Origin of the sequence: Nonlabens sp. Ci31 (genome assembly GCF_012974865.1) — a bacterium.
Lineage (GTDB): Bacteria > Bacteroidota > Bacteroidia > Flavobacteriales > Flavobacteriaceae > Nonlabens.
The window spans coordinates 2,748,786-2,766,844 of sequence record NZ_CP043633.1 but is presented as its reverse complement, the minus strand read 5'-3'; the positions used below and the strand labels follow the sequence as shown (position 1 = coordinate 2,766,844).

Here is an 18,059-nt window from a genome sequence, read left to right as displayed (position 1 = left end):
TAATTATCGTAAAAAGAGCATTTGAAAATTCCCAATGTTTCACTACTTTGCCATTACGAAATAATCGACCATGCAATATAAAAGACTTTTTGACTTCCCTCATTATCAGCTAGAAACATTCCCCCGGGAAGATGCACTAGTTTCAAAAGTAAAGGGTGAATGGATAAAAACTTCTACGCAGTCCTTTGTGGAGCAGGCAAATGCCGTCTCTAGAGGTCTATTGAGATTAGGAGTTCAAAAGAATGATAAAATAGCTATCATTTCTACCACCAACAGAACCGAGTGGAATATTATGGATATAGGAATTATGCAAACTGGAGCCCAGGATGTACCTATCTATCCTACTATTTCTGAAGAAGATTATGCTTATGTCTTGAACCACAGTGAATCAAAACATGTTTTTGTTTCTGATCAAGAGGTTTATGATAAAGTCATGAAAATTAAAGACCAGGTAGCTTCTTTAGTAGAGGTGTATTCCTTTGAAGACATCAAAGGCTGTAAAAGCTGGAAAGAGATTAAAGAATTAGGAAAAGACGACAGCAATCAAGCAGCGCTAGAAGATATCATGGCTGCTATTGAGGTAGAAGATCTCGCTACCTTAATATATACCTCTGGAACAACTGGACGTCCTAAAGGTGTTATGCTATCTCATAAAAATATTTCTAGTAACGCCATGACCAGTGCTGGTAGGTTACCTCTAGAATTAGGCAGATCAAAAGCTTTAAGTTTTTTACCTGTTTGTCATATATACGAGCGCATGCTTCAATACATGTATACGTATACAGGAACTGGAATTTATTTTGCAGAGTCTCTTGAGACCATTTCAGAAAACCTAAAAGAAATCTCTCCTGAAGTAATGAGCGCTGTACCTAGATTGTTAGAAAAGGTGTATGATAAAATTATTGCTAAAGGAGCTGATCTTACCGGTATCAAGAAAAGACTATTCTTTTGGGCGGTAGAACTAGGTCTCGAATGGGAACCTTACGGAGCAAACGGATGGTGGTACGAGAAAAAACTAGGTCTGGCTAAAAAATTAATCTTTTCTAAATGGCAGGAAGCCCTAGGCGGTAACTTAAAAGCTATTGCCAGTGGTAGTGCAGCTTTACAGCCTAGATTAGCAAGGATATTTAACGCTGCAGGAGTTCCTGTAATGGAAGGTTATGGACTTACAGAAACAAGTCCCGTAATTTCTGTTAATGATATGAGAGATGGTGGTTTTAAAATAGGTACTGTTGGTAAAATGCTTGCACATACTGATGTCATTATCGCTGAGGACGGAGAAATCATGATTAATGGTCCGCAACGCATGATGGGTTATTATAGGGATGAAGAAAAAACAAAACAAGCCATTGATGAAAATGGTTATTTCCATACGGGAGATATAGGTGAAATTGATTCTGAAGGCTTTCTTAAAATTACCGATCGTAAAAAGGAAATGTTTAAGACTTCTGGTGGGAAGTATGTAGCACCACAACTCATAGAAAACATGATGAAACAAAGTCGTTTTATCGAACAAATTATGGTGATAGGTGAAGGAGAGAAAATGCCTGCAGCTTTTATACAGCCTAATTTTCAATTTCTTACCGATTGGGCAAAACACAAAGGAATTGCTTTTGAAAATTGGAAAGATTTGTGCAATAATGAAAGAGTTATTGCAAGATATCAACGAGAAATTGAAGAACACAACCAGAAGTTTGGGAAATGGGAACGTATCAAAACCTTTGAGCTCACTCCTGAGGAGTGGACCATCGAGGCAGAGCACCTCACTCCTACTCTTAAATTAAAACGCAGAAATATTAAAGCACGCTACCAAGACCTTTACAGCAAGATTTATGGTGCAAAGATTTAATAAGTCGTTGCATAAATTACCTAAAGCCGTGTTTATAACACGGCTTTTTTTTATTAGCTTACGCATCATAATATAGACCTAATGGTCTTTTAAAAATGGAGAATTGTACGCAATAGTAGATGTAGAAACCACCGGTGGAAAGTATAATGAAGAGGGGATTACTGAAGTCGCCATCTATAAATTTGACGGTCATGAAATAGTAGATCAGTTTGCAAGCTTAGTAAATCCAGAAAAAGAAATTCAACCTTTTGTGGTAAAACTTACTGGTATTAATAACGCCATGTTAAAACGCGCTCCTAAATTCTATGAAGTAGCAAGGAGAATTATAGAAATCACAGAAGGGGTCACTCTAGTTGCGCACAATGCCGATTTTGATCACCGCATGTTGCGATTAGAATTTGACCGGTTAGGCTTTGATTACATGCGCCCTACACTTTGCACGGTAGAATTAGCACAGAGCCTCCTACCAGAACAAAAAAGTTTTAATCTGGGCAAACTCAGTAAAGCATTAGGGATTCCTATTACCGATAGGCACAGAGCAACAGGTGATGCACTTGCTACCGTGAAGTTGTTTAAATTATTACTTCAAAAAGATGTCGATAAAAAGATCATTTCTCAAAGTTTAAAATACTTTAAACCTTTAAAAATAGAACCCAATCTTAAAGTAATACTAGACAGCATCCCCAACACTACAGGAGTATTTTACATCTATAACTCTAGTAGAGAAATTATTTATATAGGGAAAAGTAAAAATGTAAAGAAGAAAGTTACCCAACTCTTTACCGGCTCTAATAAAAAATCTAAAGAAATTCAAAAGCAAGTAACCGATGTCACTTTTGAAAAAACTGGAAATGAATTAATTTCCATTTTAAAGGAATTTATAGAAGTTAGAAAGCACGAGCCTTTTTTAAACGGTAAGATTAAAAGAACTAATTTCTCACATGGATTATATGTTCAAGTAGATGAGCAAGATCATCCAACGCTTCAAGTAAAGTCTGCTGTAAAGAACCCTAATTATATACTCAGCTTTTCCTCTTCAAAATCTGGAACTACCTTTTTAGAAAAACAAGAAGAAGAAAATAAATCTCCTCAAACTATTATTGCCGAAGTAAAAGAGAAATATAGCATCTTAGGGAAAAGTAAGATTATTGTAGATCGAGGTCGTGAGGCAAGCGAGCGCAGCGTCATTCTTATAGAAGAAGGAAAAGTCATAGGCTATGCATTTGTTAGTCTGAGAATACAAATGACAAATACTTCCATGCTCAAAAGCCTATTAACTCCTATTGATGGAAATAAGCAAGTGACTCATATTATAAGCAGTTACTTAAGACATAAAAGAGTACACCAAGTCATTGATTTATAAACAATTTGATTTCCTACCGGAAACAAAGGAGCAAAATCTAGACCACTATTCAAAACTAACCAAGAATTCAAACCATGGAAGAAAAAGGTAAATTATTTCTGATACCAGTAACCTTAGGAGACATAAGTCCTTTAGAGGTGTTGCCGCTGTCTGTAAAAAAAGTAGTTGGAATGGTAGATCATTATATTGTAGAAAATGAAAAAACAGCAAGACGGTTTATAAAAAGTATTTACCCCTCTAAATCGCAACCTTCTTTACAATTTTCAACCATCAATAAATTTACCGAACAAAGTGAATTACCAGCCTTTCTGCAACCCTGCTTAGAAGGTAAAAACATGGGCCTTATGAGTGAAGCAGGTGTTCCTGGAATAGCAGACCCTGGTGCCGATGTTATTGCTATCGCCCATGAAAAAGGAATACGAGTACAGCCACTTGTTGGCCCTAGTTCCATTCTTATGGCCATGATGTCCAGCGGATTGAACGGTCAGAATTTTGCTTTTAATGGATACTTGCCTATAGATAAGCAAGAACGACGTAAGAAAATAAAAGAACTTGAAAGCAGTTCTATAAAAAACCAGCAATCCCAATCTTTTATAGAAACACCTTATAGAAATAACAAAATGTTAGAAGAGCTGCTGCTGTCTTTATCTGGAAATACAAAAATATGCATCGCTTGCGATATCAGTTTACCGACAGAATTTATAAAAACCCTAACTGTAGACCTTTGGAAAAAGCAAATTCCAGAACTTCATAAAAGACCAGCGATTTTTATCATTCAAGGATAACTTATAAATGAACAATTCTATACCCTAAACTCTTTTAAATAGACTATTTATCGGCTTTTTGTTCAGTACGTGGAATCCATTAAAATAGCTTATTTTAGGACTCCAAAACAAAAGTCATGAAAAAACTATTCCTCCTTAGTTTCTTATTTATTCCGATAATAGCCTTCGCCCAGCTAGAAGCCGCTTGGTGGTTTTTTGGAACTACTGCAAGTGTAGATTTTAATTCTGGTGCTCCTTTAGCAGCTCCTGCTGGTAGCTTAGATACGGATGAAGGTTGTAGCTCTATCTCCGATTCTTGTGGAAATCTACAAATGTATTCTGATGGAAGCACGGTTTGGAATAGAAATGGTCTTCCTATGCCTAATGGAACAGGACTCTCTGGAAACTCCTCTAGTGCTCAATCAGCTATTATCATTCCAGATTTAGGCAGCACGAGCAGGTATTTTTTAGTCACCATTGGCTCAGGAGCTGGTCTGCGTTATAGTATTGTTGATATGAACTTAAATGGAGGCCTTGGAGATGTTATGCCGGGCCGACGAGACATACTTATTCAACAAAACACCCAAGAAAAGGTAACTGCAGCCTTAAGCGATAACGGTAATTTTTATTGGATTGTAACTTTTGATAATGGGGTGTACAGTTCCTACCCAGCTGCTGGTGGTATCATACTTCCATCAAGAGGTGTGAACTCAACAGTTGCAGGAACGAATAGCTTAACTGATGCCCGAGGTTATATCCGATTATCACCAAATGCTCGTAAAATCTCCAACACATCCATTGGTAATCCTGGAACTGCATGGCTGGCTGATTTTAATAATTCTACTGGGGTCGTTAGTAACCCTATTGCTTTAACTACTCCAGGTACTCGTAATAGATTTTATGGCACGGAGTTTTCTCCAAATTCTCAATTAGTTTATTTAAATGCTAATTCCAATGATACTGGAAATGGTTGTGGAGCTACTAACACACGAGATATACTTCAATACAACATCAATAGTGGTGGTGGATGGAATTCTACGCCTTTTGCACTTGCTGCGACAGGAGCAAATAGCGGTCGAGGTGCCTTACAATTGGGAATCGACGGTAAAATTTACCATGCCAGAGTATGTCAAAACTGGTTAGGAGTTGTAAGAAACCCAGATGTCGTTGGCGTTGGAGCTGCTTATACTGATGATGGGGTGGCTCTAAATAATAATTCTCGAGAAGGATTACCTCCTTTTATCACTTCCTTTTTTGAACCTTCTTTTAGTTCGTTTCCTGCTGGAAGTGCTAGTGGTGGTTCCATCAATCAAGTGAATTTTTGTGATCAAACTCCTGTACAATTTGAAGCCTCCACGACAGATTTCTGTATTACTTCAACAGTAACTTGGAATTTTGGCGATGGTAGCCCAACTAGTACTGTATTAAATCCCATCCATACCTTTCCTGCTCCTGGAGTTTATACCGTTACCTTAATAGTCCGTAATGGTGGCTTTAGATTTACAGCAACCTCAGATATTACCATTTATTCCAACCCTATTTCCAATACGGTGGCTGACGTTTTTCTATGTGATAGTGATGGAGATGGAATAGAAAGCAGAGATCTTGATGTAGTAGAAACTCCTCAAGTACTCAACATGCAAACCAACCCTAGCTATTTAGTTGCTTATTTCTTAACTCAGAATCAAGCAGACAATAATGTAGGGGCTATTACTTTACCTTATGATTTTCCTTTGGGTACTACAACCGTATACACAAGGATTACGAATAATTTAAATGCTATTTCTAGATTGTGTTTTGATACCGGGTTCTTTGATGTAATAGTTGCCAGTGGTGCTGGTGCCACAAGACCTATGAATTTAAATAATTGTGACGATAACAATGATGGTTTCTCTACTTTTGATTTGACCTCTACAGAAACAGAAGTCCTAAATGGTTTACCTGCCAGTGCATTTACCATTACTTATCACAATACTGCCGCTGAAGCAGGAACTGGAATGAACCCTATCCCAAATCCAGCAACCTACACTAACGTTACGGTAAATACCGAACGAGTTTTTATTAGACTTCAAGATAACAGTCCTAGTGGTTGTACTTCCTCTACTGAAGTAGATGTATTTGTTTGGGATACTCCTATTGCAAATCCAGTAATGAATACCGCAGTCTGTGATGCAGGAAATGATAGCTCTGAAATCATACTTTTAACTGACTTTGATAGCGAGGTAATTGCTGCTCAGACAAATACCGATTATGTGATTACCTATCACTTAAATCAAGCTGACGCTGATACTGGTGCAAACGATCAAGCATCCCCATTTGACCTTACAGCAACAACAACATTCTTTGCTCGTATTGATAACCTAAATAACGAGCCTTGTTTTGATACCACTTCATTTATAGTGACCTTAGATACACAACCAATAGCTCATCCAGTAGCGACCTATAGGTTATGTGATGATCCCTCTAACAATAATTCTGAAGTCTTTGATCTGGTTTCTATAAATCCTGAAATTCTTCTCACTCAAAACCCAGCCGATTTCAATATAGAATACTTCACCTCTCCAGCAGATGCTGATTTAGGATCTGTAGGTGGGGCGACTCCTGTAAGCAACCTTTATAGTAGTGCTGGACAAATCATGTATGCACGTATAGAAAATAATGCCAATACCGACTGTTTTGATACCACATCATTTGATATCATTGTAGATGATCTCCCACTAGCAACAGCTCCAGCAGATTTGATTATTTGTGATGATGCTAGTAATGATGGGACTGAAGATATTGCGCTTTCACAATTTGATACCACTATTTTAAACGGACAAACTACTCCTACTTTTGTAGTGTCTTACCACTTGAATCAAGCAGATGCTGATGCTGACGCTCCGGGACTTACGAGTCCTTTCACTATTACGACAGGTACAACGACCATAGTTGCAAGAATAGACAATAGCGATAATCAAACTTGTTTTGATACCACTGCTATCAATATCATTCTCAACGAGCAAGCATTAGCTAATCCAGTTAGTGAATACCGTATTTGTGATACAGGTAATGACGGTGTAGAAGACTTTGATCTGAGTAGCAGAGATACAGAAGTCCTGCTCACTCAAAACCCAGCAAACTTCAATATCGAATATTTTACTTCTCAAGCTGATGCCGATTTGGGAAGTGCCGGAGGAGCAAGTCCGCTGCCAACTTCTTATAACAGTAGTGGCGAAACTGTATTTGTGCGTATCGAAACTGCAGCCAATGCCACTTGTTATAATACCACAAGTTTTAATCTTGTAGTCGATGATTTACCCCTAGCAACAACTCCAGCAGATTTGATTATTTGTGATGATGCTAGTAATGACGGGACCGAAGATATTGCGCTTTCACAATTTGACGCTGCTGTATTAAATGGACAAACTACTTCTACTTTTGCAGTGTCTTACCACTTGAATCAAGCAGATGCTGATGCTGACGCTCCGGGACTTACGAGTCCTTTCAATATTACGACAGGTACAACGACCATAGTTGCAAGAATAGACAATACAGATAATCAAACCTGTTACAATACCACTCCTATCACGATCATCCTTAATGAGCAAGCAGTGGCCAACAACGTTGCCGAATACCGTATTTGTGATGATGCTAGTAACGACGGGCTAGAAGATTTTGACCTTAGTACTCAAGACAGTCAAGTTTTAGGAACTCAAAACGCCGCTAACTTTACCATAGCATACTTTACTTCACAAGCAGATGCTGATTTGGGAAGTACTGGTGGAGCAACTCCGTTACCTACTATTTACAATAGTGGTTCTGCGACGCTTTTTGTAAGAATACAGACCAATGCCAATAACAGCTGTTACGACACTGCTGTAATTGATCTATTTGTAGACCCATTACCACTTGCAGGAACTCCAGCAGATATTATTGTGTGTGATGATCCGTCTAACGATGGAACAGAAGATGTGGACTTATCTCAGTTTGATAGTGCGATCCTCGATGGACAGACCAACCCTAGTTTTAATGTGACCTATCACGCCTCTCAAGCAGATGCTAATGCTAATGCAAGTCCATTGTCCAGTCCTTATGCAGTGACCAGCACCACACCTAATCTATTTGCTAGAATAGATAATGCTGATAATGATAGCTGTTACACGACAACTACTTTTAGATTTGTGATCAGTCCTACTCCTACGGCAAATCCAGTATTGGATATGATTACTTGTGATGATCCTGGAAATGATGGCTCTGAGGTATTTGATTTAAGCATGGCAAATAGCCAAGTATTAACTGGACAAAACTCCAGTGATTTCAATATCACCTTCCACCCATCACAAAATGATGCCAACATGAATACTGCTGCGTTAGCTACTTCTTATGCAAGTGACAGCATTACTCCAGAAACTATTTTTGTGAGAATAGAAGCAATCTCAAATCCGGTTTGTTTTGATACGACCAGTTTTACCTTAACCGTAAGTGAACAGCCTACGGCAGGAACTGGAACTGACGTGGTAGGTTGTGATGACATCAGTAACGATGGTTTTGAAGAATTTGACTTCAGTACACAAGATGCTGCGATCTATAACGGTCAAAGTACAACGGACTTCAATGTGACGTATCACAGCAATGCAACAGATGCTGACAATGATGTCAATGCTTTGAGTTTTCCTTATACCAATACTTCTAGAACACAAACTATTTATGCAAGAATAGAGAATGCTGCTCATCAAGATTGTTATGACCTATCTACTTTTAGAATAGAAGTATTTGCACGACCTGTTATTGCTGACCAAGGACCTTATACTATTTGTGCAGGTGTTGCCGAAACAATTGACGCTGGCCCAGGATTCTCTAGCTACCTGTGGTCTACTGGGGAAACAACACAAACTATTGATGTTGCTTCTGGTGGCGATTATACGGTAACGGTAACCAACAGCGATGGTTGTGACAGTACGGCAACAGTAACGGTTGTGGAGTCTGATGTAGCGGTAATTGAACGAATCGATGTAGGACAGTTTGAAGTGAATACCAACACACTAACTGCGATTGTCACTGGAAGTGGTGATTACGAATTCTCATTAGATGACTTCGTGTATCAAGACAGCCAGCGATTTAATAATCTGTATCCAGGATTCTATACCATCTATGTAAAAGATAAAAACGGTTGTGGAACCGTATCTATGAGTGCTGTCATCATAGGCGGACCTCCTTATTTTACTCCTAATCAAGATGGGTATCACGATACCTGGCAAGTCATTGCGGTAGAAACCATTCCTGACGCGAGCATCTATATTTTTGACCGTCACGGTAAATTATTAAAACAAGTAAGCGCTACGGGTCGAGGATGGGACGGAACTTATAATGGAGCTCCTATGCCATCCAGTGATTACTGGTACTTAGTAGAATTAGCTGACGGGCGTAGTTTTAAAGGCCACTTTGCTTTAAAACGATAATCCCAACTGGTTCCTAAATAATAAAAGCGAGTTATTGAAAAATAACTCGCTTTTGTATTTTAATAGATCTGCACAGCTGGCGCGAAAACGGCATAAAAACAAATCTTATTTTGATATAATTATTTGAGGGCTTTGTTAAGGATCTCTTCAAAATTAGGTTTAAAATAAGAAGGTCCTTTGAGTACTTTTCCATCTTCACGATATGTGGGTAGTCCGTCTGCTCCTAATTTAGACATGTTGGATCGCTGGATTTCATCAAAGACTTCTTCTATAACATCCTGCATTCCGTGTTCTATAATAGTTCCACAAAGGATATACAGCATATCCCCCAACGCATCTGCCACTTCAACAAGGTCGTTATTTTGAGCAGCTTCTAGATACTCTTCATTTTCTTCTTTCATCAATTCAAAGCGCAATTGGTTGCGGCGCTCTGTTATATGGGCAACAGGATTATTATTCATACCTAGTTTAAAGACAGTGTGAAATTTATGGACACTTTCTATTTGTTTCTTCATATCTATGGTGCTTTTGCTAGTATTGGTTTGTAATTTTGTAAAAATAAGTTTTCTATGAATGTATTTCCACTAGTTGTAAAAGATCCTATGTTTAGCAGCGGTCAAATTTATTTTGGAATAGGTTTTTTTATCGTATTTGTTGTGATTATTTCATTCATGTATCTCCAAGATAAAAAGTTGCATAAGAAAAATTATAAAGGTGTATTCTGGGTGCTTCTTGGGTTCATCTCTTTTATTTTGCTTCTCGTTGCGATTAAGTTTGGACTGCAAAAATAAATAACCACTAAAATTTCTTTCAGTGGTTATTTGGATATTGATTTAGGTTTTCTAATAAAATAGGGGTGCTAGCCTACTATTTGATCGTTTATAAGCGCCTTTTTCTTAAAACCCTAGGCGAACTCCTACTTTATAATTGCGCCCTCTGGTTTGAAAACCTACTGCTTCTTGAAAATCCTCGTCCAGTACATTAGATACCCCTAGAAAAAAGGTTACTTCTTTAGAATTTAATTTATAAGTCGCATCGAGATCCACTAATTGGTAGCTTTCTAACTCTACGTTTTGTGTACTAAAAGTATTGAGGTCAAAAAACGCATCTGCTCGTTGGTGATTGTATTGATATCTCGCTGTTAAAAAAGCACCTTCAAAAGCCTCTATTCTAGCACTAGCGTTTACTTTATGTTTAGGAATACGTCTCAATTGAGGTACATTATCTCTTTCAGTGAAAGAGTAGTTGGCTGTTAAGTTTAATCTTTCAAATAAAATAGTTTGCCCCATAATTTCCACTCCTCTAGCGGTCAATTGTTCCTGCACATTTTGATATTGAAATATAAAATTGACTGGGTCAATAGTAACAAACTGAACCAAATTATTTTCTTCCCGTTGGAAAACACTAAGCCCGATACTTGTTTGGTCTTTACTCCATGAAACTCCAGCTTCTAAAGTTGCATTTTCTTCTGGTGCTAAGTCTTCATTTCCAAAACCGCTCGCATATAATTGAAACAACGATGGCGTGATATAAGCAGTACTATAACTCGCATAGGCCTTAAATATATTTTCTCCTACTTTAAAACGGTACGACGGATTTAAATTATAAACCAACTTCCCATCATAATTACTGTGCATATTATATCGTGCTCCAGCATTTACATTAAAGCCTGTACCACTCAAATAGACCACATTAAAATAAGGGTCATAAATCTGGAAATTTACCTCGTCCGTATCGGCATTTTGCACGAATGCCGTACTACCGAATGGAATACTAAAATCTTCATAGGTCTGGTTATTGAAGTTAAAACCTAGAATGGTTTTTAAACTAGAATCTTCAGATAAGTCAAACGTATATTTATTATAAAGATCTAAAGAATATCCGTCTGCATTGAAGAGAGAGGGAAAATTGCTCCTGTTATCTCTACGAGTATGCGTACTGACATCAGCATAAACCAGTTCTCCTTTCTCAGAGTACTTCCAGTTCATGTTCGTTCCCCATCGTATTTGACGGCTATAAGTCTCATTATCGCCATCTGCAAAGGCTCCATTATCAAACTCTGCCACGTACTCATCAAAAGATAAGTAACTGCTCAATTTGAAGTCCTTATGGTTGTTATAACCTATGCGACTTAAAAGATTAACGCGGTCAAATTGGTCAGCGTCAAATACTTCGTTTTCGTCAGCACTTTCTGCAGCACTGAGTCCGTTGGTACTTTGATGATTCAACCCTACTCCATAAGTAAGACCATTTTTAGCAGTTCCTTGTAGTTGTACACTATTGTTGTACTCGTCTATTCCAGAAGTGTTTTGCTGGCTACTGTTATTGGTCCCTACAAAAGAAGCTATGTTAACGCGTACACCAGATACAGGTGCTTTACGCAATTTAATATTGATAACAGCGGTACTGGCATTAGCACCATAAAGTGTACTCGCAGCTCCTTTCAAAATTTCGATTTCTTCAATCTGATCGAGATCTACTAACCTTAAGTCAAACTCACTAGAAATATTACTGGGGTCGTTTACTTGTGCACCATCTATTAAGATAGAAACCTGCCGGCTGTTCCCTCCTCTTACAAAGAAGCTTTGATTCTGTCCAGCATTGCTTCTAGCACCATTAATCTCTATACCTGCATACTGATTTAGAAGGTCTGCAATACTCGATGCACGCTGGGCTTCAATGTCTGCTCTGGTAATTTTAATGACAGGTTTACCACTGTCTTTGCGTTGTAAATCAAATTTTGACGAAGCCGTAACGATTACTTCTTCCAGTTTTGTTGCAGTAGAATCTACTTGTGCATTTCCCGACACAGCTACTGCAATCATAGCGCTCCAGGCGATGATTTGTTTTTTCATTTTTAGGTTTTTAGGCTCGGAAAGGAAATTTGAGGAGCAGGTATAATAATCCTATTGATACAACGATCAAAAAAGGTCTCGATGCAGGCAGTGCTGAATTAAGTTCAGTACCCACCAGCATTATCATAAAACTCATCGCTATCTCTATCCCGAAGATGAACAATAATTTATTTTAAAATGTGGCAGGTCTCCTGACTTCAAAATAAAATCGCCTTCCCAAGTCCTGGACTCAGTGGCCGTATTGATTTTATCCTATCAAAAATAGGATGCCTCTATGTAAAGAGACATTTTGTTTACAGTTGCGGGAACAGCTCTAGAATTGCACTAGATTCCCTTTTAATTTTTTTGCTTTCGCGAAAGCCTAACTTCCATCCAACTAAAAAAACCATATTTAAAGCTGCGAAAGTACTATTAAAACATCCCTAGAAACTTAAAAACAGAAGAAAATTATCAAAATCAGAAAGAAAGCCATTCAAACCCATCATTATTGCTACTTTTGAAGACTCATGAAAAAGACCTTTCTATACCTTCTTATTTGTTGCTCTGTATTAGCATCTTGTAAAAACGAGAACAAAATCGTTAAAAACACACCGGAAAGATCTGAAGGTGCTACCTACCAAGAGATCGAGATCAATTATGCCCATGGTTTCCAAATTCAAACTACCGAGACCGGTTACTACGTGACCATAAAGAACCCATGGCCAGAAAGTACTGTGAATTACCCTTTTAAACTGATTAAAAATCAAGGAAGGGAATTAGTTCAAGAAGCAGATGCACCAATAACAATTCCAATTCCTATAGAAAATATAGTCCTGACTTCCACTACTCATATCCCGCCACTAGTGTTATTAGGAGAAGAAAAATCCTTGACTGGTTTTCCAGGTACCGATTATATCAGCGCTCCAGAGATAAGAGCTTTAATCGAAACTGGAAAAGTAAAAGAACTGGGAACCAATCAACTCATGAATGTAGAAAGCACTATACTACTGGAGCCAGACTTGGTAATGGGTTTTAGCATCGATGACAGTAATCCTACCTATCAAAAAATAGAAGAAGCTGGTATTCCGGTGCTCTACAATGGGGAATGGGTAGAAGAACATCCATTAGGAAAAGCAGAGTGGATCAAGCTTTTTGGAGTGTTGTACGGTAAAGAAAAGGAAGCCGACAGTATTTTTAATGCTATAGAAAAGGAATATTTAAACACTTTGAAACATATTGAAAATGTGGAGAAGCCACAAGTATTAAGTGGCGCGACTTGGAAGGATCAATGGTATTTGCCTTACGGAAACTCTTGGCAAGGGAAAATTTTAAAAGACGCAGGAGCAGACTATATTTATGCCGCAACAGAAGGAAATGGCTCACTAGCCTATAACATAGAAAAAGTACTGATAGACGGTCGTAAAGCCACTTACTGGATTGCACCTGCACAATACACCAGTTATTCTAAAATGTTAGCAGATAATAAATCCTACGCTCTTTTTGATGCTTTTAAAAACAAACAGGTGTATACTCACGCACTTACTATAGGTGCAAAGGGCGGCGTGACTTATTACGAAGAAGCCAGCATGAGACCAGATCTGGTTTTAAAAGACCTTGTTAAAATACTACACCCAGAGCTACTTCTGGATCACGAGTTGTATTTCTTTAAACCCCTGAGAGATTAATCTATAACAAAAGACACTTAAAATATTTCTGATTTTCTAATATCTAGTACCTTACGTTATGAAAAAAAAAGTTGCGATTATTGGTGGTGGACCAGCAGCTTTTTTACTTGCTGCTTTTTTAGATGCTGAAAAGTTCACGGTTACCATTTATGAGAAAAACAAAACTTCAGGTCGTAAATTTTTAGTTGCTGGTAAAGGAGGTTTTAATCTAACGCATTCTGAAGCTGTGGAGCAATTGATCCATAGGTATACACCAGACGATTTTTTGGCAAGCGCCCTTTGTCATTTTAGCAATACTGATTTTAGAAATTGGCTCGATCAAATAGGTATCCCCACTTATATAGGAAGTAGTAAAAGAGTATACCCAAAAGAAGGTGTCAAACCTATTGAAGTACTTAACGCAATTCTCAAACACCTTACAGAAAAGGATGTCGTTATGAAATATGAGCATACTTTTTCTGATTGGGATCATTATGGAAATGCTATGATCAATAACCATTCTATAGCAGCAGATTATACGGTGTTTTCCTTAGGTGGCTCAAGCTGGAAAGTCACAGGCTCTGATGGAGGCTGGCTGGATACTTTTTCAAAAAAGGGAATACATACCAAGGCTTTTCAAGCGTCCAATTGCGGTTATCACATCAATTGGAAAACTAATTTTATAAAAAAGAATGAAGGAATTCCTCTGAAAAACATTGCTGTTTCTTGCAATAATGTCATTCAAAAAGGAGAAGCGGTTATTACCACATATGGAATAGAAGGAAACGCTATATATGGACTGAGTCCGCAAATAAGAAAACAATTACAAGCAAATTCAAGTGCGACTGTTTATATAGATTTTAAACCGTCATTAACTTTAGAAAAAGTTTATTCTAAAATAAAATTGTCTACGTATCGATCTACTACAGATGTTCTGAAAAAAGAGCTCAGATTGAGTGCTCCTGCCATTGATTTATTAAAAATGTACCTCTCTAAAGAGTCTTATTTAGATACCGCTTTATTAGCTGAAAACATTAAAAAATTCTCTTTAGAAATAAAAAGCACAACAACTTTAGACGAGGCTATTTCAACCGTTGGCGGTATACATCTCAACGCAGTATCAACCAATTTTGAACTTAAAAAACTACCTCATCAATTTTGTATCGGAGAAATGTTGGATTGGGATGCGCCTACTGGTGGTTATTTGTTACAAGCTTGCGCGAGTACAGGTGTATTTTTAGCTGATTACTTGAATAAGGCTGATTGAACTGGCGGTATGGCTTCAAAGTTTTGTTTTAAACTCTTTTTGAAATATGACTTTTAAACTTTTCTAATGATTGATAAATTAATATTTGCCTTCAGGTAAACCTTTTCTTTTAAACTGATAAATTTAAAAAGAGTACCTTTAAGTTACTGTTATTCAAAAGGAAACAAAATGAAAACGATAACTAGAAAATTCAGGTTACCATTAGGACTGTTATTTAGTTCTGTTTTTTTAATTTCTTGTTTAGAAACAAAAGAAAATGAAGTAGCCGAAGTAACAATAGAACAACCAGCAGTTGAAGCAGCATCTCAAAAATATGCTGATATTGTGCAAGAAAGTTTGAATGTCATGCAAGACTTTAACTTTGATGGATTAGGGACTTACTTTGCTAATGATGTCCAATGGTACTGGCCTAATGGAGGTATGGAAACACGTTCCATTATTAAGGGAAAGGAAAATGTGATCAACTTTTGGAAAAATTGGAGGGAAACTTCTGGTGTGGAAAGCATGCAATTCTACAACTCTGATTTTATGCCTCTTAAAACTAACAAATCAACTGATCAATATAATGTCGTTGGTGTTGTCGTACTGTACTATGGTGACGTTACTATTTATGGTAAGGCTGGTTCTACAATTGTAAGACAACACATCGTTTTCTCTTTTAACGATGATGATAAAATACAAAAGGTTTTTTCTTATTACGACAGAACTGGTATCGTGCAACTACTAAATGTAGATCTGAGTTCTAGCAATTAATCCCATAAAAACAAATTAAATATGTACCTTAAAACACCCAGTGTTTTGAACATATGTTTAAATCAATGGGCGTTTTTTTGTTGAAAATTGGTAGTTCCATTTGAAGCTCTATAACAATAGGTCGCCTATAATTTAAAGGCAGTCCCTTTATATAGGTTACATCGCTAAAGAAAACAATAGCCCCTAATAAAAAAGTCTGATGCTCCTTTCTACCTTACCTTCGTTTTTTATTTAAAAATTGAGATTATCATTATCCCTTTGAGAAAACAATTCATCATACTCAGTACCCTGCTCTTAGTCTTCTTTATAGCAGACATTTGTTTAGGTACCGTTTATATAAGACCTCAACAGGTTTTGGATGCCTTATTAGGCCTTGAAAACCCAGAAACAAGTACAACATTACGATACATCATCACTGATTTGAGATTGCCTCGTGCAGTCATGGCAGTGCTTACTGGTGCTGGACTTGCCATTGCAGGATTACTCATGCAAACGCTCTTTAGGAACCCACTGGCGGGTCCTTTTGTTCTCGGTATTTCTAGTGGCGCAGGATTAGGCGTGGCACTGGTTATTATGGGCGCAACAGCTCTAGGAATAGGCGCTATTTCTGGTTTCGGGATCATTACAGCAAGCGTTGTAGGAAGTCTAGCCGTATTATTATTGATTATTCTCATGTCGCTTAGAATCAAAGACACTATGGGTTTATTGATTGTAGGATTGATGGTTGGTAGTTTGAGCAGCGCCGTGGTAGGTATTTTAAGTTACTTCAGCAGTAGTGAAGAATTGCAGCGTTATGTATTTTGGTCTTTAGGAAGTTTAGGAAGTATCAATTGGGATGATTTACTAATTATAGTTTTGTTGTTTGTAATTGCTATGTTCTTATTACTTTGGATCATCAAACCATTGAATGCTTTGTTATTAGGAGAAAGTTATGCGCTTAGTCTAGGAATCAATATTAAGAAAACACGTTGGATCATCATTATAATTACCAGTATTCTCGCAGGTAGTATTACTGCTTTTGCTGGGCCTATTGCTTTTATAGGTCTTGCTGTACCACATTTAGCCCGACTCTTATTACCTACAGTGAATCACAAAATATTAATCCCTACCGTCTTATTATTAGGGGCCACTCTCCTCCTCTTTTGCGATCTGGTATCACAACTGCCATTTTCCAACTATTCCTTACCTATTAACGCAGTGACCTCGTTACTAGGTGCGCCACTAATCATCTGGCTCATCATGAGAAAACGTAATTTACACTTTTAATGATTCAACTAGAAAACATACAGGTAGGATATGGCCATTGTGTTGTGGCTGAGTATGCTGGCGATCTCGCTTTCGCGAAAGCGAAACTCATATCCATTATAGGAGCCAATGGATCAGGGAAATCTACTTTATTAAGAGCCATAGCTAGTGGGCAACACCTCATCAACGGAAAGGTGCTCTTAGAAAATCAAAACTGGAGGGATTATAACGCACTAGAACGTTCCCGATTTATCTCGATAGTACTGACCGAAAGGGCTTTTAGCTTCTTCTTAAGTGTTAGAGAATTATTAGAATTAAGTCGCGCGCCCTACACCAACTATATAGGAAAGCTTAGTGATGCAGACCGTGAAATCATCAATGAAGTCTTAGAGAGTTTTGATCTTAAAGGATTGGAAAACCGAAGAGCAGGGACCTTGAGTGATGGCCAGTTGCAACGAGTTTTAATTGCCAGAGCTATCGTTCAAGACACGGAATACATACTTATGGATGAGCCTACCAGCCACCTCGACATCAATCACAAAGCCGATTTGCTACTGCTATTGAGAGATTACTGTCATGAAAAGGGAAAAACAATTATTTATGCCACGCACGAAATCCAACTTGCCATGTCCTTAAGCGATGAAGTCGTGAGCATACATAAAGGTAACATTACCCATCAATCTACCGTCGATTTTATAGCTTCTAACCAATTACAAAGCATTTTTCCTTCCAAAAATGTCGTTTTTGAGAATGGGAAGATAGAGTTTAGGTTTGAGTAGTAATTTTCTATTCATCCAAAAGTCGTACTGTTAGATTCCAGACAAATTTGGAACTATCATTTTTCTGGAATTACAAATCAATGCCCCTTGGAGCTATAGT

12 protein-coding genes and 1 riboswitch are annotated in these 18,059 nt (G+C 37.7%); of the genes, 10 read left to right on the top strand and 2 right to left on the bottom strand.

From position 1 onward, the window contains the following. Positions 1-70: 70 nt before the first annotated feature. The 4 genes from F0365_RS12155 (at position 71) to F0365_RS12140 (ending at position 9,417) form a co-directional block, all read left to right on the top strand. The gene (locus tag F0365_RS12155) at positions 71-1,849 is read left to right on the top strand and encodes an AMP-dependent synthetase/ligase (protein WP_169933937.1); all 1,779 of its coding nucleotides are present in this window, start codon (positions 71-73) and stop codon (positions 1,847-1,849) included. Positions 1,850-1,952: 103 nt separating this feature from the next. Further along, complete coding sequence (locus F0365_RS12150) at positions 1,953-3,212, top strand: exonuclease domain-containing protein (protein ID WP_169933936.1); 1,260 nt, start codon at positions 1,953-1,955, stop codon at positions 3,210-3,212. A gap of 74 nt (positions 3,213-3,286) precedes the next feature. Further along, complete coding sequence (locus tag F0365_RS12145) at positions 3,287-3,997, top strand: SAM-dependent methyltransferase (protein WP_169933935.1); 711 nt, start codon at positions 3,287-3,289, stop codon at positions 3,995-3,997. A 116-nt stretch (positions 3,998-4,113) separates the two neighbouring features. Further along, complete coding sequence (locus F0365_RS12140; protein WP_169933934.1) at positions 4,114-9,417, top strand: T9SS type B sorting domain-containing protein; 5,304 nt, start codon at positions 4,114-4,116, stop codon at positions 9,415-9,417. Between the two features lie 119 nt (positions 9,418-9,536). Here the strand turns inward: F0365_RS12140 and F0365_RS12135 are convergent, their stop codons facing one another. After that, entirely contained in the window at positions 9,537-9,932 is a 396-nt protein-coding gene (locus tag F0365_RS12135) for a nucleoside triphosphate pyrophosphohydrolase family protein (RefSeq protein ID WP_169933933.1), read from the bottom strand. A gap of 54 nt (positions 9,933-9,986) precedes the next feature. On the opposite strand from F0365_RS12135, the gene F0365_RS12130 reads away from it, so the two are divergent. Continuing rightward, complete coding sequence (locus F0365_RS12130; RefSeq protein ID WP_317169820.1) at positions 9,987-10,208, top strand: hypothetical protein; 222 nt, start codon at positions 9,987-9,989, stop codon at positions 10,206-10,208. Between the two features lie 105 nt (positions 10,209-10,313). Here F0365_RS12130 and F0365_RS12125 read toward each other — a convergent pair whose 3' ends face one another. Continuing rightward, positions 10,314-12,272 carry a TonB-dependent receptor plug domain-containing protein gene (locus tag F0365_RS12125; RefSeq protein WP_169933932.1) on the bottom strand — a complete coding sequence of 653 codons (1,959 nt, stop codon included), beginning with the start codon at positions 12,270-12,272 and terminating at the stop codon, positions 10,314-10,316. A gap of 163 nt (positions 12,273-12,435) precedes the next feature. Beyond that, positions 12,436-12,652, bottom strand: a riboswitch (cobalamin riboswitch). A gap of 126 nt (positions 12,653-12,778) precedes the next feature. Here F0365_RS12125 and F0365_RS12120 point away from each other — a divergent pair. From F0365_RS12120 to F0365_RS12100, 5 genes are all read left to right on the top strand, one after another. Next, positions 12,779-13,936, top strand: a complete 1,158-nt coding sequence (locus tag F0365_RS12120) for an ABC transporter substrate-binding protein (protein WP_169933931.1) — start codon at positions 12,779-12,781, stop codon at positions 13,934-13,936. Positions 13,937-13,994: 58 nt separating this feature from the next. After that, the gene (locus tag F0365_RS12115) at positions 13,995-15,182 is read left to right on the top strand and encodes an NAD(P)/FAD-dependent oxidoreductase (RefSeq protein WP_169933930.1); all 1,188 of its coding nucleotides are present in this window, start codon (positions 13,995-13,997) and stop codon (positions 15,180-15,182) included. A 168-nt stretch (positions 15,183-15,350) separates the two neighbouring features. Beyond that, complete coding sequence (locus F0365_RS12110; RefSeq protein WP_169933929.1) at positions 15,351-15,935, top strand: hypothetical protein; 585 nt, start codon at positions 15,351-15,353, stop codon at positions 15,933-15,935. A gap of 258 nt (positions 15,936-16,193) precedes the next feature. Continuing rightward, positions 16,194-17,201, top strand: coding sequence for an iron ABC transporter permease (locus tag F0365_RS12105; RefSeq protein WP_240961638.1), 1,008 nt, complete (start codon positions 16,194-16,196; stop codon positions 17,199-17,201). Then, complete coding sequence (locus F0365_RS12100) at positions 17,201-17,959, top strand: ABC transporter ATP-binding protein (RefSeq protein WP_169933928.1); 759 nt, start codon at positions 17,201-17,203, stop codon at positions 17,957-17,959. Before F0365_RS12105 ends, F0365_RS12100 begins: the two co-directional genes overlap by 1 nt. Positions 17,960-18,059: the final 100 nt, after the last annotated feature.

Coding starts and splice junctions, on each gene's coding strand:
- F0365_RS12155 (WP_169933937.1), top strand. CDS start 71: ATGCAATATAAAAGACTTTTTGACTTCCCTCATTATCAGCTAGAAACA.
- F0365_RS12145 (WP_169933935.1), top strand. CDS start 3,287: ATGGAAGAAAAAGGTAAATTATTTCTGATACCAGTAACCTTAGGAGAC.
- F0365_RS12140 (WP_169933934.1), top strand. CDS start 4,114: ATGAAAAAACTATTCCTCCTTAGTTTCTTATTTATTCCGATAATAGCC.
- F0365_RS12135 (WP_169933933.1), bottom strand. CDS start 9,932: ATGAAGAAACAAATAGAAAGTGTCCATAAATTTCACACTGTCTTTAAA.
- F0365_RS12130 (WP_317169820.1), top strand. CDS start 9,987: ATGAATGTATTTCCACTAGTTGTAAAAGATCCTATGTTTAGCAGCGGT.
- F0365_RS12125 (WP_169933932.1), bottom strand. CDS start 12,272: ATGAAAAAACAAATCATCGCCTGGAGCGCTATGATTGCAGTAGCTGTG.
- F0365_RS12120 (WP_169933931.1), top strand. CDS start 12,779: ATGAAAAAGACCTTTCTATACCTTCTTATTTGTTGCTCTGTATTAGCA.
- F0365_RS12115 (WP_169933930.1), top strand. CDS start 13,995: ATGAAAAAAAAAGTTGCGATTATTGGTGGTGGACCAGCAGCTTTTTTA.
- F0365_RS12110 (WP_169933929.1), top strand. CDS start 15,351: ATGAAAACGATAACTAGAAAATTCAGGTTACCATTAGGACTGTTATTT.
- F0365_RS12100 (WP_169933928.1), top strand. CDS start 17,201: ATGATTCAACTAGAAAACATACAGGTAGGATATGGCCATTGTGTTGTG.